This is a genomic window from Psychrosphaera sp. B3R10, from assembly GCF_018861025.1.
In the GTDB taxonomy this organism is placed as follows: Bacteria; Pseudomonadota; Gammaproteobacteria; order Enterobacterales; family Alteromonadaceae; genus Psychrosphaera; species Psychrosphaera algicola.
On the sequence record NZ_JAHKQH010000024.1, the window covers coordinates 147009 to 168264 of the forward strand.

The window sequence follows — 21256 nt, forward strand, 5'->3', positions numbered from 1 at the left end:
TTATCAGGACACCCACCCAAGCAAGTTAGCAGGACACCCACCCAAGTTATCAGGACAAGTTAGCAAGACACCCACCCAAGTTAGCAAGACACCCACCCAAGTGTTTACTTTAAATATCGACCATCGGTATGACTTTTATTGAATTTTCATACATACGTATTCAGCAGAATCTAGCTTCAAATATTCATATAGTGTACGAAAGAAATTATAAAAATAAGCAGGGTTCAACAAATGAAGAGCAGGCATCAACTGACAAGGTCAGCAATATGTTTAGGCATTATAAGCGTTATTTCGGCATGCAGTGGGGGCAGCGATTCATCAGATCCTGAAGATTTGACTTGTCGCGCACCATTAGTTTTAAATTCAGATAAAACGGCTTGTATAAGTGAAGCGGTTAATACTGCGCCAACAATTAACTCGGCTTCGACGCTGACGTTGAACGAAGGAACCGTAAATGGAACTAGTGTTTACACTGCATCAGCTTCAGATGCCGAAGGTGATGCAATTTCCTGGGAGTTATCCGACAACGAAGGCATCTTCTCGATCGATGCAAGTACCGGTCAAATTACCGTTCAAAATGCCGCTAAACTTATCGCAGCAGACTTAACGGCGTATCAAATAACTATTACCGCAACAGACAGTGCGACTTCGCCACTTAGTTCGAGTTTAACTATAAGCGTTAATGTGAATTCTATCGTGCTAAACCAAGCGCCAGTGATAACTTCTAGTGCTGGTTTTTCTGTAATTGAAGCAACAAGTAATGGGACCACCGTTTACTCTGCAGTGGGTAATGATCCAGATGGGGATACTATCAATTGGAGCCTTGTCGATCCTCAAAGTATTTTCGCAATTGACCAGACAACGGGCGAAATTACCATCACGGATAGCACCAAACTGATATTTGAAAATCTTACTAATTACAAGATCACGCTTGTCGCTCAAGACGACGCATTAGTTACTGAGCAATCAGAGTTAGAAATTACAGTTACAGTTGTTAAAAATTCAAATTCTGTTGCACCAAGTATTGTTCCGACAGACAGCCAAGCTGTATTTTATTATAAACGTGACGATGGCGATTATTCCGCTTGGAAAATCCATGCATGGAATAACGAAACTTGTGATGGCTATTTCGATTTTGATGCTACTTCTGGAACTGAGTGGGATGCTGGGCTTTCTCATGACGGTGTAGATGATAATTATGGTGCTTATTGGATTGTTGATACAAAAGATGGTGCGACATGTTTAAATTACATTTTACACAGTGGCAATGATAAGGACCCAGATGATGTTGACCACAAATTAACGCTAGCAGATTCTCGTTGGGCATTTATCGTTTCAGGTAATGGAATTTTTCATGATCCTAATGACGTGACAACAGAAGTGCCATTTAAAATTGAGAATGCGTCAGCGCATTGGATTGACGAAAATACTGTACTTTGGAACGGAGAGGGCGATGACCTACGTATTGTGTTTGACGACGAAGGTAAACTCGATAATACGTTCTCAGCCGTTAATAGTTTTGCTCTAACATTAACTACATTAACGGATGCGCAGAAATTAAGAGTTCCACATTTAGTTGCAGGTTGGAAAGCATATAGTTTCGACGCTACTTTAGCTGAGCAAAAATCGATGCTAAAACAGCAATTGGTTTTAGCTTCTTTCAGTGGAGACGAACCTATTTCAGCGACTTACGTTCAAAGTGCAAAAGCGTTAGATGCGATTTATACATTTGGTGCAGATGATGCAGATGAAGTTACTGATTTAGGGGTAACTTATAACGGTGATGTGATTAGCGTTAAAGCATGGGCGCCTACAGCAAAAGTATTAAAACTCAAAGTTTATGCAGCCAACAAATCTTTAATTGCAACTCATGATATGAACTACGACGATAAGACAGGTGTTTGGTCGTATTCAACAACAGAGAACGAAAGTTACGACAGACATTTTTATCGATTTTCTGTTGAAGTTTATCACCCGGTTTCGAAAGCGGTTGTAACAACAGAAGCCACAGACCCATATTCAGTGAATACCTCTACAAATGGTCGCTATTCGCAGTTTGTAAACTTATCAGACGATGACTTAAAGCCTACAAATTGGGATAGCCATACAATACCTACTGTGAAAAACATTGAAGATGCAACGATATTAGAAACGCATATTCGTGATTTTAGTATATTTGACACAACGACTTCTGTGAGCAATCGCGGTAAATACATGGCGTTTACAGAAGCCGGTACGGATGCGACTACATACCTTTCAACATTAGCGTCATCGGGCTTAACACATTTTCATATGTTGCCAGCAAATGATATTGCAAGTATTGAAGAAGATGAAGCTAAGCGCATTGAATTAACTAGCACAGTTGGTGAATTATGTGCACGTAATGGCTCAGCACCAGTTTGTGGGGTGGCATCAAATTCAGCTCTTATTATTGACGTTTTAGACGGTTACGATCCGGCGACCAATGAAGCGAAAGATTTAGTTAACTCACTTCGTGGTATGGATGGTTTTAACTGGGGGTATGACCCGCATCACTTTAATGTTGTAGAAGGCAGCTACTCTTCTGACCCAGACGGTGTTGTTCGCGTAAAAGAATTTAGAGAAATGGTGCAAGCTCTGCATGAAAAAGGTTTAAGAGTTGTGTTAGATGTAGTCTATAACCACACTGCATCGTCGGGTCTATATGACAATTCTGTTTTTGACAAATTAGTCCCTGGTTATTATCACCGTTACAGTGAAGTTACAGGTGATATCGAGCGTTCAACATGTTGTGAAAACACGGCAACAGAGCATCGTATGATGGGTAAATTTGTTATCGATTCGTTGGTACATTGGGCCCAATATTATGGCTTAGATGGATTCCGATTTGATATTATGGGGCATATGCCGTTGGACGTTCTTTTAGATGGTCGCACAGCGGTTGCAGCAATTGATCCAGATACGTATTTCTACGGCGAAGGCTGGGACTGGGGCGAAGTTGCTGGTAATCGATTATTCAAGCAGGCGACTCAAGCAAACATTGCAAATACCGAGATAGGGTCATTTAATGACCGTCCTCGCGATACGATACGAAGTGCAGCACTAAGTAAATCGTCATCTAGTCTGTCAGATATTGATCATATTCGATTAGGTATGGCTGGAACATTGAAAAACTTTGAATTAGTAGACCAAAATGGCGCTAAGAAACTAGGTAAAAACTTTGCCCAATCATCATATGCTTTAGACCCTGCTGATATAATTAACTATGTGTCTAAGCATGATAACGAGTCATTATGGGATAATTTACAATATGAAGGCAATTTAGCGCCTGAAATAGATAGTGATACTCGTGTTCGTATACACAGCTTGTCTGCCGCAATTCCATTAGTTAGCCAAGGAATACCTTTCTTCCAGTTGGCTATTGATAAGTTACGATCTAAATCGATGGACCGCAATACCTATGATGCTGGTGATTGGTACAACCGTATTGACTACACTAATATGTCTAATAATTGGAATGTAGGCTTACCAATTGAGCTTGGTGGTGACTTTAAAGCTGCGATTTCTGCAAACGCAAACATAGCGGTTTCATCACAGCAAATAGAGCGAAGCAGTGCGGTATTTAATGAGTTTTTACAAATTCGTAAATCGAGCCCGCTATTTAGATTGACAGATGAAAGCCAAGTTATCCGCCGCGTTGGTTTCCACAATACCGGTCCTAATCAAACAAAAGGTTTGATTATGATGAGTATTGATGACGGAACAGGTTTAACTGATTTGGATGAAAATAATGATGCATTGGTTATCGCTGTCAATGGCACTGCAAATACTGTCAGTCACGCTATTTCATCAGCGTCTGGATTTACCTTACATCCTGTTCAACTGAGCAGCGCGGATACGATAGTTCAAACGGCATCTTTTGTTGAATCCGGCGGTGTGGGAACGTTTAGTATCCCAGCTCATACTATTGCTGTATTTGTTAAGGCACAGGGGAATGCGCAGTCTGTTGGATTAGCAGTTGACCCAGATTATGTTAATTCACCTTACGGCGACACGCCGATTTTTGGAAGCGGCTTTGCGTCTGATAAATTGGCATTTGAATATGACGGGCGTGGTGTTTATACAGCGGCGGCAACGCTTAGTGCGGCAAGTATTATTTTTGATATTGCCGACATGAATAGCACAGATGTGGACTTGTCATTTTCTGATGTAGTGGTCGCAGGTGATTCCAATGTTATTACCGATGGAGGCAACAATGACTTCGGCACTGACATTACTCAAGCCGGGACCTATGCAATCACCATAGATGTGTCGGGCGTTACGCCGATACTGTCTATAAAACTGCAAAATGCATTAGTGAGTTGTGAAGCACCTATATCAGCGGGTGATGCACCATTTGCAATTACAGGGGGCAAGTTGTTTGTTCGCGGCGAACACAGCGGGTGGGACCCAAAACCAGAATTTGAACTCGTTTATATTGGAAGTAATCAATATAAAGCGGTAGCGAACTTCAATGGTAGTTTCCCGTTTAAGCTAGCATCAAATGATGGTTCGTGGACTACACAGTTGTGGGCTCAAAATTCATCGGGCGAAATTGAGACTGGCGATCTAATTGTAGGTGTCAGCTATGATGTAGCCTATAAAGGCGCGGGAACGACTAATAACCAAACTACGTTAAGTGATGGTAAGTATAGTTTCTTATTAACTCTAAACGAAGAAAATCCTGCGCAAGGGAATAATGTTGGAACTCTATTGATTGAGCAATGCTCAAATTAAAGTTTGATACATTTAAAAAATCCGGCCTGAGTGCCGGATTTTTTATGCCTGCAATAGCTAAGACACCCATTTAAATTTTTGAGCGAACTTATCAATTTCAGGGCCGCTGTTATCAAGACACCCATCTAAGCTTTAGAGTGAACTTATTGATTCTTAAAATGTTGTTATTAAGTTATTTGCATTGAATTGTAGAGTCTGCGGCTATCATTGAATAATTGCTATCATAGTAAAAATGAGAATAGGACTAAATCGTCTGGCGGATATAATCTTAGGCACAATATATTGACTTACAATTTCCATCTATTATCGTTGCGGAGATATCCAAATTTGGTAGATTTTTGGATGCGGATCAGCTTTCGAAGTACAATTGGTATATAAAAACTGTGAATGAAGGTAAATAAATGACAACTAGTGAAAATGAAAAAACAGCACTCAAAGTATGCGTATTAACCGTATCAGACAGTCGCAACGAATCGAATGATACCAGTGGTCACTATTTAGTTACTGCTTTGCAAGACGATGGTCACGAATGTTATGCAAAAGAAATAGTTAAAGATGATGTTTATCAAATGAGAGCAACGGTTTCCAACTGGATAGCCGACAACAACGTTGATGTTATATTGACGACTGGCGGCACTGGTTTTACTAGTAGAGATTCTACTCCAGAGGCTTTGAAACTCCTTTTTGACAAGCAAATTGAAGGCTTTGGTGAAATATTCAGACATATTTCGTACACAGAAATTGGCACTTCAACAATTCAATCAAGAGCGTTGGCTGGCATTGCAAATAGAACGGTAATTTTTTGTATGCCAGGTTCAACAGGAGCATGTAAAACAGCCTGGAGTATTATTTCGTCACAACTTGATTCGACCTATAAACCATGTAATTTTGTTGGTCAGGTAACAAATTCGTTTTGCACTACAAGGGGGTAAAATGGCAAAGTTATCCCATGTTAATGAACAAGGCCAAGCATCGATGGTGGATGTTGGCGATAAAAAAATTACAAATAGGATCGCTACTGCTGAGGGTTTTATCTATATAAATGACGAAGCGATGAAGCAAGTCATTGAACATACCAATAAAAAAGGCGATGTGATTTCTACCGCCCGAATTGCAGGCATTATGGGAGCAAAAAGATGCGCCGATCTTATCCCTCTTTGCCATACTTTATTATTGACTAAAATTGATGTTGATTTTGAGGTAGAAGAAGATAAAGGCCGCATAAAAATAGTGTCATTATGTAAAGTAAAGGGCAATACTGGTGTAGAAATGGAAGCGTTGACGGCTATTAATGTTGCTGCATTGACCCTGTTTGATATGTGCAAAGCTGTTGACCAAAACATGAGAATTGACGGTATCCGAGTGACATCTAAATCAGGTGGGAAATCTCCAGATTGGTCTGTTAAATAAATAACATAAAATCAAAGTGTTACATAACCCTTCCCAATTTATTTCATTTTAAGCATAAAAACTGTACCTAGGTACAGGTGACTTCTTTACAAAATTAGGCCATCTTAATTGTGCAGGGAGCGAAAGCCATATGGAAATGGCAATTTTGTCTATCGAAGTTAGATTGTGAGGAAAAGCATGGCGTTAGCAAGGAAACGACAGATTAATATCGAGGCAACTCGATTTTATCACTGCGTATCCCGTTGTGTTCGTCGGGCGTATTTGTGTGGGCTTGATCCAGTTTCAGGACGAAACTACGAGCATCGCCGAAGTTGGGTTCAAAATAAACTATTAGAATTACCTAACTCATTCGCTATCGATGTGTACGCTTTTGCAGTCATGAATAATCACACGCATAGCGTGTTATATGTCAACCACCAAAAAGCGCAAAATTGGTGTGCACAGGAAGTGCTTAGTAGATGGCATCGATTATTTAAGGGAACAATTTTAACTCAACGGTATACAAAAAATGCAGGACGAGGCATGTCGGAGGCTGAACTAAGGATGGTTGAGGACACAGTGGAAGTGTACCGGTCTCGTTTAATGGATATTAGCTGGTTCATGCGAAGTTTAAATGAATTTGTGGCGCGTAAGGCGAATAAGGAAGACAATTGTACCGGTCGCTTTTGGGAAGGGCGATTTAAGTCACAAGCCCTTCTAGATGAGCAAGCCGTTTTATGCTGCATGGTTTATGTCGATTTAAACCCACATCGAGTCGGCATAGCGAGTTCAATTAAAACATCACATTACACAAGTATTAAATTGCGAGAAAACGCAAATCGAAGTGGTTCAATAATAACTAAACTACAGTACTTGACTGAAAAAAATATAAGCGGGCTAGCAATAAGTGAAAGTTCTTATATCCAACTTGTTAGTGACCGAATACACGATTTCAGCTCTGAAAAATCGAGTGAAACGTCTTCTATGGCAAACGTAATTAGAGATAAGTGGTATTCATCAACAACTTATTTTGAAGACTTATTTCATGGTGCTGTTGGAAATACCGAATCGTTAACCCGTTTTTGCAAATGCTTTGGCTCTAAACGCCGAAGTAACTTGTCAAATAATCGAAAATATTTTGGGGATGGCTCGACTAGTTTTAAGAATCCGCTTCATTTAGCTAGAACGGAGCTGGTTCTTCAAACTTAATTAAATCGTCGGTCAAAGGGTGGTGTACTGTCAACATTTGAGCATGTAAATTAAGTCGACTTGCAGCTGCTATTATAAGTGGAGGAGCATAAAGTCGGTCCCCCAAAATAGGATGTCCTAACTCTTTTAAATGTACTCTTAATTGATGACTTCTGCCTGTAATTGGTATCAATTTTACTCGAGTCCATTCAATATCACTTGTTTGTCCTCTTTCTAAAACGATATATTTTGTCAGAGAAGCCTTACCTGTGTCGTAACATACCTTCTGTTTTGGTCTATTAGGCCAGTCACAAATTAGTGGCAGATCAATTTCTCCAGAATCATTTTCAACATGACCACTAACATTCGCAATATATTCTTTCTGCGTTTGTCGTTCTTGGAACTGCCTATTTAAATTCCTCAATGCATCTTTATGCATTGCCATGATCATAATACCGGAAGTCATCATATCTAATCGATGTACAACACCAGAATTTGGCCAAACTGCCTGCACGCGCGACATCAAAGAATCGAAATGGGATAACTTGCGCCCTGGAACAGATAGCAACCCACTAGGCTTATTTAACGCGATAATGTGCTCATCCCGATAAAGTATCTGTAAATATGGATCCATCGGAGGAGAATAATTCAAGATTGCCATTTAAAGTTTCTATTTATTGGTGGGTGTCTTTGTTAGGTGGATTATAAATCACCAAACGAATTTGCCCAATGCTTAAGTGAGATGTTTTTATTTAATTAAACGAGTGCGTGAGGAATAAGCGGGTTTACAGCTAATTAGTGCTTATTATTCCGTCAGTTTAGTTAGTTTGAATGGGTGTCCTGATAACACGCTCTAGTTAAGTTTTAATGGGTGTCACAATAAGCTTTTGGACAGACTGTTAGAAAAATACAGATGGGTGTCTAAATAATTGAATGTAATCATTAGACACCCATTTTTTTACTTACCTTGAGTAGCGACGATTAGTCGAATTGAATCTAATTGGACACGAGCCGATTCGATTTCTGTTAATGAACTGTCAATTTGCGTTTGCAAAAAACTAATTTCTTCGTCGCGTATTGCCGGATTTACGGCTTGTAACGCTTCTAATCTTTCAAGTTCAGATTGTCTAGATCCGATTAGCTTCGCTTTAGCATTTTGTTTAATGGCTACGGCTGAGTTGTTAGCAATAACTTCACCCTGTGTTAGGAGAGAAGATACATCATCTTTTAATGCTTTAACCAGTTGTAAGGCAACTTGTTTTTTTGCATTTTTTAAAGTTTGATCAAGTGCTCCTTGTTTAACTTTATCAGCCAAGTCGTTGCCATTTTTATCTAGCAAAACACGGATCAACGTATTTGGTAAATATCTATGTAATTGCAATTTTTTTGGGGCTGTTGTCGTCAATAAATAGCCAACTTCTAATAAAACCGTACCCGGTGGTAATTGTTTGTGCGGTAAAAGGCAAATAGAGACATTACCTAAATCACTGGAGGTGAGCATCTCTAACGCACCAGTAACCATTGGATGTTCCCACGATAAAAAGTGTTGGTCCTCCTTTGATAATGCGGTATCACGGTCAAAACATACTGTCATACCATCTTCCATTAGTTCCGGGAAGTGGTCATTAAGCATATGCTCGCCAGGAGTCAAAATACTACTAAAAGTAGATATCTCTTCTTGTTGAACACCAAACTGATCCCAAACGGTATTCATAAAGTTCATAAGATCCGTCGAATCGTCTGCTTCTTCTAAATTGTCTGATATGTGCTTGGCAGCATCGCCGCCACCCGAATTGATCTCTAGTAATCTATCGCGACCTTGCTCGATATCTTTACGTAATTCAGAATTGCGTTTCTGACAAGTTGTTACCAATTGTTCAAAGTCTTCCGCATTTAATTTTCCGTTGATAAGTTGGTCAATTAGATCTGAGTTTTCTTCAAATACAATTCGAGCCGTTGATGATGTTTGCTCAAAGGCATTAAATGCATCGTGATAAAAATTGAACAAATTTTGCTGTGCACTATTGATTAAAAACGGTACATGAATTTGAATCGTTTCGGTTTGGCCTATGCGATCAAGTCGACCAATTCGTTGCTCTAATAAGTCTGGGTTGGCCGGTAAATCAAATAATACTAGCTGGTGAGCGAATTGAAAATTTCTCCCCTCTGAACCAATCTCTGAACAAACTAACGCTTGAGCGCTGTTTTCTTCATCGGCAAAGTAAGCCGCAGCTTTATCACGTTCGACAATCGTCATACCTTCATGGAATACAGTGGTACGTAAGCCTTCTTTTTCAAACATAGCTTCATCTAATGCAAGAGCTGTTTCAGCTCGGGCACAAATTATAAGCACTTTTTTGTCTTTGTTCTCTTTTAAGAAGTCACACAACCAGTCAACTCTAGCGTCGAGTTCCCACCAACGTTTCTCATGCAATGTTGAGTGGTGACATTCTGGTAATAATCCAATAAATTCAACGTCGTCTAAATAGCTTTCAGTGCGCTGTAGGCCATAAGAGGTTACTTGTCTTGATGGAAAACCTTTGACACCAACACGAGAGTTCCTAAACATGATTCGGCCAGTGCCGTGGCGGTCAAGTAAACTTGAAATAAGTTTTTCAGATGTTTCAACTCGATTTGGATTCGCGCAATACTCTGCAATTAATTCAATGCTTAATGGATCGGCAAGTAATTTTGATAGCTCAAGATTTGAAGCTTTGTCTAAATCCGCTTGATTTAGTAGGGTTGTGGCAATTTCTGCAACCTGTTTATATTGCTCTTCTTCTTTTAAGAAGGTTTCATAACTATGGAAGCGACTTGGATCTAAAAGTTGCAAACGCAGGAAATGCCCGTAATGACCGAGTTGATCAGGAGTCGCGGTCAATAAAACGAGCCCCTCAGTATTGCTACCGATATCGGTCACTGCAGCAAATAATTGATCCAAGTCATTATGCGTAGAATCTTCCGCGTGCGGTGTCACATGGTGAGCTTCGTCGACAACAACTAAATCCCAATTGGCAGCGCGTAAGGACTTTTGCCATTTTTCGTCACGTGCTAACCACTCTTGAGATACTAAAATCTGCTGTTCATTGTCGAACGGGTTAACCCCTTCATTTTGTCCAGATTCAGCTTCACAACGCTCGTCGTCAAAAATCGAAAATTTCAAATTGAAACGACGTAACATTTCGACCAACCATTGGTGTTGCAAACTTTCAGGTAAAACTAATAATACTCTTTGTGAACGGCCACTGATAAGTTGCTGGTGGATGATTAAGCCAGCTTCTATTGTTTTTCCTAAACCGACTTCATCGGCGAGTAAAACTCTAGGAGCGAAACGCTTGCCGACAGTATCAGCAATATATAGCTGATGAGGGATTAAACTTACTCGTGCGCCTTGTAGGCCTAATAAAGAGGAACGTTCCAAATTTGCTTTGTATTGGTGCGCTTTAAGTCGAAGGTTAAACCAATTTGGACGGTCAAAATTCGCGGTGAATAGTCGAGCTTCGGGGGTATTTAAACTCACATGGTGGTCAAGCATGATCTCTTTAACCAATACATCTTCATTGTTATCTGTTCGACTGCCAGCATAGACTAAAGTTTGACCTGTTTGCTGAACTTCGGTCACAACAAACTTAAATTCTTCAAGGCTAGTTAACGTATCGCCAATTGAAAATTCAACACGCATTAAAGGTGCTTGATCAATTGCGTACTGGCGAGATTCTTCTGCGGCCGGAAACATAACGTGGACAAATCGATTGTCGAGTTGAATGATAGTCCCTAGCCCTAATTCGTTTTCGGCTTGGCTAACCCATCGTTGTCCAACAGCAAAATTCATTCATGTACTCCTAAAAAGTCTGGATAGTAAAAAAGTCGCGTATTCTACTGGTCTCGGCCTGTTTTTCATATCGTTTTACTAAAAATAGGACAATTAATCCGGTTTGGAAATGCGGTGTCATCAATAAGGGTTAATGTTGGCCCTAAAATATTTTTCATCTATTCATCAAATTTTCATAAATTGTCCGGATTATTGGCTACAGTTATAATAGAACACAAGGGTTCTCATCCCCCTTTAAAGCAATAATATAAGGAAGTGCCTATGCCCAGAACATTAGAAAGCACACAAAAAAAATTATTTGTATTAGACACCAACATTCTACTCCATGATCCACACGCCTTTTTTAATTTTCAAGAACATGATGTTTTAGTGCCCATGACAGTTCTCGAAGAGCTAGACCATATCAAAGACCGAAATAAAGATGTTTCGCGGGATGCCCGAGTTGCCATTCGGTCGTTAGAAAATATCCTTCAAGATGTTACACCTGAACAGATGATTGAAGGGGTTCCACTAAATCGTAATGAACTCAAAGACAGTAGTGTCACGGGCCATCTGATTATTTTAAACGATCATGTAATTGCTACGGAGGTTTCGGGCTTACCTGGAGGGGTAAACGATAATAAAATAATTAATGCGGCGCTTCATCTCCAAAAAGAACGTTCAAATGTAACAGTTGTGCTAGTCACAAAAGACATTAACATGCGACTGAAAGCCAAAGGAGCGGGCTTAAAGTTTGTTGAAGATTATACAACAGACCAATTAATCGATGATGTAAACCTCTTAACTAAAGGATTTGAAGTTGTTGAAGGGGATTTTTGGCAACAAGTTGAAAATGTAGAAAGTGAAAAAGACGGTAGAGAAACGACTCATAAAGTAACGTTTAAAAAAACAATACCAACATTTATTAACGAATATATATTAGATGAAGGTGAAGAGTTTGCTGCGCGTGTAACAGGTCATTATGAAGATAAAGTGGAGTTGCTTGACTTAGGAAGGCAACGCTTATTATCTAGAAAAGCTTGGGGGATTACTCCGAAGAATATTTATCAGGGCATGGCGTTAAACGCATTAATGGACCCTAACATCGAATTGGTCATTTTAACTGGCCCAGCTGGGTGCGGGAAAACACTTTTAGCATTAGCATCAGCATTGGAAATGGTTATTGAACTTGGCATTTATGACAAAGTATTGGTTACCAGAAATACGCCTGAAATAGCAGAGTCAATCGGTTTCCTACCAGGTACAGAAGAGGAAAAAATGGCGCCATGGCTAGCCGCAATTACAGACTCCCTGGAAGTTCTCCACAAGAATGATGAAAACCCAAGCTCAAGTTTGAGTTACATAATGGAGAAAGCGAATGTGCAATTTAAATCTGTTAACTTTATGCGAGGGCGGAGCATTCAGAATGCAGTTGTAATATTACAACCCCGAATTGAAAATAATTTAAAATTTTTACTCCTTTATTTTTACTGGCCTGTAGCAAAAGTAAAAAGAATTTCCCAAAATATGGATTCTAGTAACGACTTTAAGCATTTCCACAACAGCCAACCTTTACAGAGTAGTTGTTATTTGAGAGGTGAGTACAACACAAAGCCTAGCAACGATTCAATCTTATGGGAGGCTGCGTAATGAAAAGCTCTATTGATAATCGAAATCCTCGTGTACTTGATACATCTGCATTGGTCCATGATCCTAAATCGCTTCTTTCCTATCGTGATGATGTATATATTTGTTTAACCGTGTTGGAAGAATTGGACAATCTTAAAGAGAGAACTAATAAATCTGTAAGTGCAGATGCACGGATGTGTATAAGAATGTTGGAAGACATCATAAATGGACATACAGCCGAGGAAATGGAAATAGGTATTCCTTTACCATCTACCGAAACAGCCCAGAGAGGAAAGCTTTTCATTGGAATTGACACTCAATTGGATATAACTAAGGAGTTAAAGCACGGGATAGGAAGTGATGCTGATAACAGAATAATTAATTATGCTTTATATCTTCAAAAAGAACTCAATAAAGACGTAACAATTGTTAGCCGTGATATTAATATGCGATTGAAAGCTCGAACAGTTGGGGTTAGGGCTGAGGACGTTGCCGAAGATAATCAAATATCAGATATTGATCTTTTATACACAGGGGTACAAGCCTTTAAAGGAGATCTTTTTGATCGAATTAAATCAGACAAAGACTTCAAGGTTTCAGGAGAAGTTTATACATTCCCAGTAAGTCTCTTTAATGATGAAGTTCAGCCCAACATGTATTGGTATGATGAGGCTGGACATATCGGGCGGATTTCAGAAGTAACTGATACTGAAGTTTACACAAAGTTATTGCCGCGTAAGCATGAAAAAGTATGGGGCATTTTGCCTAAAAACCAGCGTCAAGCAATAGCGTTAAATCAACTAACAGACCCTTACAATGATTTAAATATTATACTTGGCCCAGCAGGTTCTGGGAAAACTTTTTTAGCCGTTGCGGCAGCTTTACATCAAGTATTAGAGTTGAAAAAATATAAGAAAATAGTAGTTGTTAGGTCTCGGGACTTCATGGACGATGATCCCGGATTCCTTCCGGGTGATTTAACTGAGAAATCTATGCCTTTGCTTGCAGGTATTACGGATGCACTTATTTCGATGCACTCCAGTGATAATCATGAAGGAAATATTCACGCTACAGTTGAACATGTGATCGAAAGAGCTAATATAGAATTTACCAGTATGGCTTATTTTCGTGGCCGTTCAATAGACGATGCTGTTTTAATAATTGATGAAGCACAAAATATGACCCGTGCTCAAATTAAAGGAATGCTTAGTCGCGGTGGGAAAAATTGTCGGACAATCGTATTGGGCAACCTAGCCCAGATTGACGATAAGTTTGTAACACCGGCTTCTTCTGGTGCAAGTGCGGCTGTTAATGTGTATCGTCATTATGAAAAAGGATCAGTGCTGATTTTTGATGAAGTAGAGCGTAGTAGCTTGGCTGAATTCACTGAAAAGAATATGTAGGCATCAAACTACCATTCACATTTCCTTATAATATTGCAACAATAGCCACTGCTTTTTGCAGTGGCTTTTCAGAGAAGCCCGTTCCCACGAAAACAGGACGAAATGGATTTACTCTGAACTAAAAGATTAAATATTCACATAAAAACTGAGTGACATAGGTGCGTGGCCTAGCGTTGCCGTTTTTTGGTGTATTGATGTCTTTTAATAAAGAAGACCTGCTAGTAAATATAAAAAGGCAGGCAAAACGATTATCTAAATTATTAACTATTCCCCTTGGACAGGCCCAAGAAGGGGTATCTATTTGTCTTTACGGCTGTGACAGTTACAGCGATTTACTAGTAAAAATAAAAGCTGAATCCTTTGACAACCCATTGATAGCACTGTCTGCACTCTCACCAAACTCGGAAATATTTTTAGTAAAAATATTAGCTAGCCACCTAGATAGCATTATTGGAAATTTTGAAAAAAAATTTCCCGGCTCCAATATAAATGAAGAGATGGTCGTATCCTTGTTTGGGCTTAGCTTTTCAGAGTTCAAACTCAAAATATCTACCTAAAGTTGTACAAATACGTAAGTTGTCATTTTGTTTTTTGGCGATATTATAATAAGAAGGCTGAACGGACAGCCTACGCCTACACATGTTTTTCGCCTTGAAAAACGTGAACAGTGAAGCGGAGCATCCGTAAAAATTTGGTTATTTGAACAATAAATAAAGCAATGTGTTGGTAGGCCATTGTTTATTAGAAAGTTGTTTGGAGAACTAAATGATCTCACTTTATCAATTAAAGAATAAACTCAATAAACAAGCAAAAGAGTTTGCTGAGTTATTAGAGTTTCCTGATCTTTACGCCCAAGGCCTGTGGGCTAGAGGTGTTTATAACTGCCCTCATTTTTCTGATACCCATAATAGCCTCACTGAAGCATTTGAACAGAAAAAACTGGATTCAATTCTAAAGCACGATTCCCTGAAATACTTAATGATCAATGAATACGATGATCAAGAAATTATTGAATCGCTTCATAAAGAAATTGAGTCAATGGCAAACCGTATCGAAAGCCTAATGCTGGTAGACATCGAAACATTAGAGTTAGTTTCAGTGATATACCAAGTATTAGGGTTGCCAGAAGATGCCAAGTTTATTGTAAACACTGGTGCTGACTTTAGGCTGGACTGGCGACCATATTTCGATGCTTTTGATGATCCGTTGATAGTTCAATATGCAGATTTAAATGTTCATGGTTGTTATTTTAGGCTCATCGCTTCAAAGTTTCCGTTTGAAAAACTTTCCTTAGATAACATTAAAAAATACATGTACATCAATCATGTAAACCATAATGGTGAGTTCGAAGGCTGTATTTCTGAAGGAAATACATTTTCTAAGCATGTGCACTGGCTGGTGTTGACACTTGAATTATTCAGTAGGAGCAAAGTAAATAAGGCTCAGTTCAATCCAACAACCTTCAAAATCGAAGGTGTGCGCTATTTGGTATACGGCTTCCCTCTGATTCCATCCTTAGCATCTGATTGGCACAAACCTAATTTGTGTTTACATGTTAAAAATCTAGATGGTGATCAGAAGTTCATTGTTCGTATCGATCAGCAAGATCTTGTTTTTTATGCGAGGCGCGTTGATACCAATTTTTTTAACACCATCGATTATGAAAAATACATTTCGTTGTATCAATCTAGTGTTCTGTCACATTTTGATGCTGACAACAATTTACTTAAAGTTGATGGGGTTAAATATCTAAGTTTCTTTCGTCCTTTTTCTGTAGAAGATATGAAAGGAGTTCAAGAATGAGACCTAGAGTAAAACTAACTAACGCAACAGTTACCTCAATTAAATCTGACTTAGAAGACAAGGTTGAAAAGGTGCTTTACACCATATTTGCTGCTGACTTTTATATCTTAAATGCTGAACCTAAAGAGTTTGATGTAAATGCATTTGAGTTTAATTTAATGCATGAGTGTATGTATTCTCCTAATGAGTTATTAGAGCTGCGAGATATGCTCCCAGCTAGTTATTAGTAAGGGAATACGTTGAATAGAATATATTTAAAGGATGCCTACATAGTATCTGTTTACGACTATAAAGAATTTGAAAAAATATTTCTTGGCGAGTTTTTATCAGGGGTGGTTATTGAAGATGAAACATTCAGGTTTCGGCCATTTCAGCAAATCGTGACTTCAAAGGTTGTTAGCAAATCTGCTGATGAGGATAAGTTAGAAATATACACACATAGTGGGAGTTGTTATGTGATTGATGCTGACCATAAGTTAATTGATATTTCGTTTGTTGAACTGGTTGTTATGAGGGCAGGAGCTTATTCGGTAGATCGAGTTTTAGAAATGAGAGAGCAACTTAAGTCGCAACATAAAAGTCATTAAATAACGAAAATAAGGAGTCTAGAATGACTTCAACAAATTCAATATTCGATCAGATTAGTAATTTTACGAAATAGCTAGCTTTTTAGTGATAGCAATAAAGCGAAGCTTCCAATTCATATACCTTGACTTGGAAGCTTCACAATTGATGAAAATTGAATTAGCGGGATAACTCCTCAATTTTCTTTTTGGAGAACCAGCGATATAAAACAGGCAAAACAAACAATGTGAGTAATGTTGCTGTTATCAAACCACCAACTATAACACTTGCCAGTGGTCGTTGTATTTCAGCTCCTACACCATTTGACATTAACATCGGTATTAAACCTAATGCAGATGTTATTGCTGTCATAAGAACAGGTCTCAAACGAGAAGTTGCTCCTTCAAAAACAGCATCAGTGACTTCTAAGCCATCTCTAATTCGCTGGTTTATACTTTCAACCATAACCACACCATTTAACACTGCAACACCAAATAGTGTAATGAAGCCAACGGAGCTTGGCACGGACAAGTATTGCCCAGAGAAATATAAGGAGAAAACACCGCCGATAACAGCTAATGGGACATTAACTAAAATCAACATGGCTTGACCAACTGAGCCAAATGCGAAGTAAAGCAAAAGAGCAATTAGCGCCAAAGATAAAGGAACCACTATAGCTAACCGTTGTTGTGCTCGTTGTTGACTTTCAAATTGACCACCAATGGCAACAGAGTAGCCAGCAGGTAAATCGACTTTCTCGGCGATTACCTGTCTGATATCGGCAACAACACTGCCCATATCTCTATTTTGCACGTTGGCTTGGATAACAACACGTCGTTGCACATCATCTCTTCTCACTTGCGGAGGGCCTGACTCAAAAGAGATTGTTGCAACATCACCAAGACGAACCCAAGCCCCTGTTGGAGACTGAATGCGAATATCAGAAATAGCTTCTTTATTACTACGATATTCTTTTTCTAAACGCACATATATATCATAACGCTCATTCCCGTTGATGATTTGTCCTGCTTCAACTCCACCTATACCATCTCGTATCACTTCCATTATATCACCGACCGATAGGCCAAAACGTGAAAGCTCTTGTCTGTTTGGCTTTACAACTAATTGAGCTTCACCAGCTATTTGTTCAAGCGCAACATCTCTAGCGCCTTCAACTTCTTTAATTGCCGATTCTATTTCTTGCCCTTTAACTGCCAATTGATTGAGGTCTGGCCCAAACAGCTTTATCGCTAGTTGTGCTTTTACACCAGATAGTAACTCATCTACACGGGTGGCAATTGGTTGAGAAAAGTTCAGTAAAAGTCCCGGAAACTCTTCAAGCGATTGTTCCATTTTGTTTTGCAGTTCATAACGGTTTGAAGCACTGGTCCACTCGGACACGGGTTTTAGTCCGATATAAATTTCAATGTTATTAACTGGTTCAGGGTCGCCGCCTATTTCAGCACGTCCGATGCGGCTTAGCGCATAAGTAACTTCAGGAAATGCCATCAACTTTTCTTCTAATATAGGTGAAACCATCAATGCAGTATCTAAACTAGAAGAAGGAGCAAGAGTTGCTCTTAAGTTAATTGTTCCTTCTTCTAGCTCTGGAACGAATTCAGTACCTATGTAAGGTATAATTGAAAAAGCCGAAATAACCATAATTAGCGAGGTAACGACAATTAACTTGGTACGTTTAAGCGCAAACTTAAGCCCTTTTTTATATAGCTTATCTAAAGGTTTAACGACAAAGCTTTCTCTTTCTTTTATGCCTTTTTTGAACATGAAAGTGGCGAGTGCTGGTACGATAAACAAGGCAACAACAATAGCTGAAATGATGGCTAAAATAATACTAATTGCCATTGGCTGGAATAATTTTGCTTCGACGCCTTCAAAGCTAAACAAAGGCAAGAACACGACTAAAATGACAGAAGCAGCAAAAAATACAGGGCGAGCCACTTCTTTGCCTGCTTGTTTTAGCCGCAACTCGATACCATGATCATCTTTTTCTACTGCGAAAGGGTCAGTATCATCACAAGGAACAAGAGCTTCTACACTTTGTTGGTGTGTTGAATCAGGGTGGTTTAAATGTTTAAACATATTTTCAACCATAACCACTGAGCCGTCCACAAGCATACCAATTGCAACAGCAATACCTCCTAGTGACATAAGGTTAGCTGAGATACCCAACCAAGCCATGATCATTAGTGCAATACCTACCGATATTGGAATGGAAATAAGAACAAGAAACGTTGCTCTTAAATTCATTAAGAACAGGGCAAGCACGATACAAATAAAGATAAAGGCAAGTGCTAGTGCATTGACTACAGTACTGACAGCTTGTTCGATTAAATCAGCTTGATCATAGAAGGGTTCGAATCGAACACCTTTAGGTAATGCCTGATTGATTAGTGGAATTCGTGCATTAATACCATCAATGGTTGCTTTTGTATTGGAACCCATACGCTTGAGTACAATGCCTGATACAACTTCACCTAGGTTTTCAACTTTTCCTTCGGACGTTTTACGGGTCATAGTGACCGCACCTTGTCGAATTTCACTACCTAGTTCAACTTTGGCGACATCAGAAACCGTCACAACAGTACCATCTACGGTTTTTACAGGTACTTGCTTAATGTTGCTAATGCCTGCTTCACCACTTTCGAACCAACCCGTTCCTCGAATAACAAGCTGCTCTTGTCCTCGGTTCATATACCAACCGCCAACGTTGGCATTGTTACTATCAAGTGCATTAACGATATCTTCTTGCGACAATCCATATGCAAGGAGCTTAGAGGGAGCTATGTTCACTTGATATTGCCTAACATTACCTCCGAAAGATAAGACATCTGTGACACCATCAACTGGCATAATTAGCAATTTGATTATCCAATCATTGAGGCTTCTGAGCGCCATTGAGTCATATCCTGCGTCTTTATCTGACACGAGCAAGTATTGAAATACTTGACCTAACCCTGACGTATTTGGTCCCATTTCAGGCGTACCTACACCGTCAGGTATCAACTCTTTTGCAGCTTGAAGCCGTTCAAAGACGAGCTGCCGTGCAAAATAGATATCAGTCCCTTCTTTAAAAACGACAGTAACGCCAGACAGCCCCGTTTTGGAAATTGAACGTACTTGTTCAACATCAGGTAACGCATACATGACCGCTTCAATCGGATAAGTGATGAGTTGTTCTACTTCTTCTGCGGCAAGCCCCGGCGCTTCTGTATTAACCGCGACTTGAACATTAGTCACATCAGGGAAAGCATCCAAGTTCAGTTTTGGGATCACCATTATTGCGCCAACAATAGTGGCAAATAAGGCAATCAAAATAAGGAGTCGGTTGTTTACAGACCAATCTATAATTTTATTAAACATAGCGGCTCTCCTTAATGGTTATGCGGATCAAATCCGCCTTTAGCTATTTCAGAAGCAACAAAAAACGCTCCTTGAGTGACCACACGAGTACCACTTTCTAAACCAAATATTTCTCTGAAATTACCTAGAGAACGACCTAACTCAACCTCTGTCGCTTTGAATTCACCGGGATGATCCTCAACAAATACTGTCCAATCTCCGTCCGCACTTCTAATTAGCGCTTCTTCTGGAACGGCCATAACTTTTTGTTCAGTGGCAAATTGAAAATATACTTTAACAAACATGCCTGAATGGAGATTGTCATCTGCATTATTAACACTTAGGCGAATGATTCGAGTTCTAGTGATGGGATCAATCGTGTGGGCTTCCTGAATAACTTTTGCCTTATAATCCTCTCCTTCTAATTTAACTATTGCCGGAGAGTTGATTGATAGATTGAGCTTTTTGTTGGGTGATACTTTAGCTTCCACCCACAGCTTATTTTCATCTGCCAAAAGCATGATAGTATCACCCGCATCGACTCGTTGGCCTTGGGTGAAGTCATCTTGTAAAACTACTCCTTCTCGCTGAGCTACTAGCGAATATTGGCCAAACGAAGTTATGTCTTTATTTGATATGTCTTTTATCGCTTTTTCAGTTAACCCTAGTGCGATAAGTTTTCCGTATGTGGCGTTAAATGTGGTTTGAGCCTGAAGTAAACGACTTTCACTTACTGTTTTGTTGCCTAATTTCTTTACTCGCTGCCATTCAGTTGACGCAATCAAGTAGTCAGCTTGAGCTTGAGCCATTGCTTCACTAAATAGGGTGACCAGCTTTTGTCCTTTTTCTACGTGTTCACCGAGTGCAGTATGTCTGCTTATTATCACTGACTCGGTACGGGGAGAAACGACATAGCTGCTATAACCATCTACTTTGACCTCTCCGGGCGCATAGATTGTACTGAATTGATAATCAGGTCTTATGCTTTGAACTTTAATATTGGCTAGTGACATTTTTTGAGGGCTTAGAGTAATACCTTCTTCATGTTCCTCTTCAGTTTCTTTATTTTTGCTCTCTTGGTCGTGACCATGTTCGTCATGTTCTGTGTCTTTTTCAGAATGGTTGCCTTCATTTTCCTGATGGCCTTCTTCTACATGATTTTCTTCACTTTCCGAGTGTTCGTGTTTATGTTTTTTGGGATTTGCTGTTACAGGTTCAATTGTATTTACTTGTAGAGCATACACTTCACCGCTTAATGTCCCACCTAAAAAAAGTCCACTAATTACTATTGCTAATAATTTTTTGCTAAATAATGTATTCATTTTTTTACCTATATTCTTTTAACGTTTAAGAT

14 protein-coding genes are annotated in these 21256 nt (G+C 39.3%); 10 read left to right on the forward strand and 4 right to left on the reverse strand.

Annotation, left to right across the window (positions count from 1 at the left end):
• Positions 1–231: 231 nt before the first annotated feature.
• The 4 genes from KO525_RS09455 (at position 232) to KO525_RS09470 (ending at position 7353) form a co-directional block, all read left to right on the forward strand.
• On the forward strand, positions 232–4755 hold the full coding sequence (locus KO525_RS09455) for an alpha-1,6-glucosidase domain-containing protein (RefSeq protein WP_215963558.1): 4524 nt from the start codon (positions 232–234) through the stop codon (positions 4753–4755).
• Positions 4756–5156: 401 nt separating this feature from the next.
• Entirely contained in the window at positions 5157–5687 is a 531-nt protein-coding gene (gene moaB / locus KO525_RS09460) for a molybdenum cofactor biosynthesis protein B (protein ID WP_215963559.1), read from the forward strand.
• 1 nt (position 5688) lies between these two features.
• Positions 5689–6165 (forward strand): cyclic pyranopterin monophosphate synthase MoaC, encoded by a 477-nt coding sequence (gene moaC, locus KO525_RS09465; protein WP_215963560.1) that lies wholly within the window; start codon positions 5689–5691, stop codon positions 6163–6165.
• 177 nt (positions 6166–6342) lie between these two features.
• Positions 6343–7353, forward strand: coding sequence for a transposase (locus KO525_RS09470; RefSeq protein ID WP_215963561.1), 1011 nt, complete (start codon positions 6343–6345; stop codon positions 7351–7353).
• Here KO525_RS09470 and rluA read toward each other — a convergent pair.
• Both rluA and rapA read right to left on the reverse strand, forming a co-directional pair.
• A complete protein-coding gene (gene rluA / locus KO525_RS09475) occupies positions 7325–7993 on the reverse strand; it encodes a bifunctional tRNA pseudouridine(32) synthase/23S rRNA pseudouridine(746) synthase RluA (protein WP_215963562.1) in 669 nt (222 codons plus the stop codon). The genes KO525_RS09470 and rluA overlap by 29 nt on opposite strands.
• Before the next feature lie 297 nt (positions 7994–8290).
• Positions 8291–11164, reverse strand: coding sequence for an RNA polymerase-associated protein RapA (gene rapA, locus KO525_RS09480; protein WP_215963563.1), 2874 nt, complete (start codon positions 11162–11164; stop codon positions 8291–8293).
• A gap of 261 nt (positions 11165–11425) precedes the next feature.
• Here rapA and KO525_RS09485 point away from each other — a divergent pair, with 261 nt between their 5' ends.
• The 6 genes from KO525_RS09485 (at position 11426) to KO525_RS09510 (ending at position 16565) form a co-directional block, all read left to right on the forward strand.
• Positions 11426–12793: a PhoH family protein gene (locus KO525_RS09485; protein ID WP_215963564.1), complete on the forward strand. Its 1368-nt coding sequence runs from the start codon at positions 11426–11428 to the stop codon at positions 12791–12793.
• Positions 12793–14175 (forward strand): PhoH family protein, encoded by a 1383-nt coding sequence (locus tag KO525_RS09490; RefSeq protein ID WP_215963565.1) that lies wholly within the window; start codon positions 12793–12795, stop codon positions 14173–14175. The genes KO525_RS09485 and KO525_RS09490 overlap by 1 nt, the downstream gene beginning before the upstream one ends.
• A 194-nt stretch (positions 14176–14369) precedes the next feature.
• Positions 14370–14732, forward strand: a complete 363-nt coding sequence (locus KO525_RS09495) for a hypothetical protein (protein WP_215963566.1) — start codon at positions 14370–14372, stop codon at positions 14730–14732.
• A gap of 208 nt (positions 14733–14940) precedes the next feature.
• Positions 14941–15978, forward strand: coding sequence for a hypothetical protein (locus KO525_RS09500; RefSeq protein WP_215963567.1), 1038 nt, complete (start codon positions 14941–14943; stop codon positions 15976–15978).
• Entirely contained in the window at positions 15975–16205 is a 231-nt protein-coding gene (locus KO525_RS09505) for a hypothetical protein (protein WP_215963568.1), read from the forward strand. Before KO525_RS09500 ends, KO525_RS09505 begins: the two co-directional genes overlap by 4 nt.
• A 12-nt stretch (positions 16206–16217) precedes the next feature.
• The gene (locus tag KO525_RS09510) at positions 16218–16565 is read left to right on the forward strand and encodes a hypothetical protein (RefSeq protein ID WP_215963569.1); all 348 of its coding nucleotides are present in this window, start codon (positions 16218–16220) and stop codon (positions 16563–16565) included.
• A gap of 157 nt (positions 16566–16722) precedes the next feature.
• On the opposite strand, the gene KO525_RS09515 is transcribed toward KO525_RS09510, so the two are convergent.
• Entirely contained in the window at positions 16723–19923 is a 3201-nt protein-coding gene (locus KO525_RS09515) for an efflux RND transporter permease subunit (protein ID WP_215963570.1), read from the reverse strand.
• An 11-nt stretch (positions 19924–19934) separates the two neighbouring features.
• On the reverse strand, positions 19935–21224 hold the full coding sequence (locus tag KO525_RS09520) for an efflux RND transporter periplasmic adaptor subunit (protein WP_064435651.1): 1290 nt from the start codon (positions 21222–21224) through the stop codon (positions 19935–19937).
• Positions 21225–21256: the final 32 nt, after the last annotated feature.

What these genes read in the sequence shown, in the direction of transcription:
- KO525_RS09520 (WP_064435651.1), bottom strand. Translation starts at nt 21,224, where the DNA reads ATGAATACATTATTTAGCAAAAAATTATTAGCAATAGTAATTAGTGGA.
- KO525_RS09495 (WP_215963566.1), top strand. Translation starts at nt 14,370, where the DNA reads ATGTCTTTTAATAAAGAAGACCTGCTAGTAAATATAAAAAGGCAGGCA.
- moaB (WP_215963559.1), top strand. Translation starts at nt 5,157, where the DNA reads ATGACAACTAGTGAAAATGAAAAAACAGCACTCAAAGTATGCGTATTA.
- KO525_RS09515 (WP_215963570.1), bottom strand. Translation starts at nt 19,923, where the DNA reads ATGTTTAATAAAATTATAGATTGGTCTGTAAACAACCGACTCCTTATT.
- moaC (WP_215963560.1), top strand. Translation starts at nt 5,689, where the DNA reads ATGGCAAAGTTATCCCATGTTAATGAACAAGGCCAAGCATCGATGGTG.
- KO525_RS09490 (WP_215963565.1), top strand. Translation starts at nt 12,793, where the DNA reads ATGAAAAGCTCTATTGATAATCGAAATCCTCGTGTACTTGATACATCT.
- KO525_RS09500 (WP_215963567.1), top strand. Translation starts at nt 14,941, where the DNA reads ATGATCTCACTTTATCAATTAAAGAATAAACTCAATAAACAAGCAAAA.
- KO525_RS09455 (WP_215963558.1), top strand. Translation starts at nt 232, where the DNA reads ATGAAGAGCAGGCATCAACTGACAAGGTCAGCAATATGTTTAGGCATT.
- rapA (WP_215963563.1), bottom strand. Translation starts at nt 11,164, where the DNA reads ATGAATTTTGCTGTTGGACAACGATGGGTTAGCCAAGCCGAAAACGAA.
- KO525_RS09505 (WP_215963568.1), top strand. Translation starts at nt 15,975, where the DNA reads ATGAGACCTAGAGTAAAACTAACTAACGCAACAGTTACCTCAATTAAA.
- KO525_RS09470 (WP_215963561.1), top strand. Translation starts at nt 6,343, where the DNA reads ATGGCGTTAGCAAGGAAACGACAGATTAATATCGAGGCAACTCGATTT.
- rluA (WP_215963562.1), bottom strand. Translation starts at nt 7,993, where the DNA reads ATGGCAATCTTGAATTATTCTCCTCCGATGGATCCATATTTACAGATA.
- KO525_RS09485 (WP_215963564.1), top strand. Translation starts at nt 11,426, where the DNA reads ATGCCCAGAACATTAGAAAGCACACAAAAAAAATTATTTGTATTAGAC.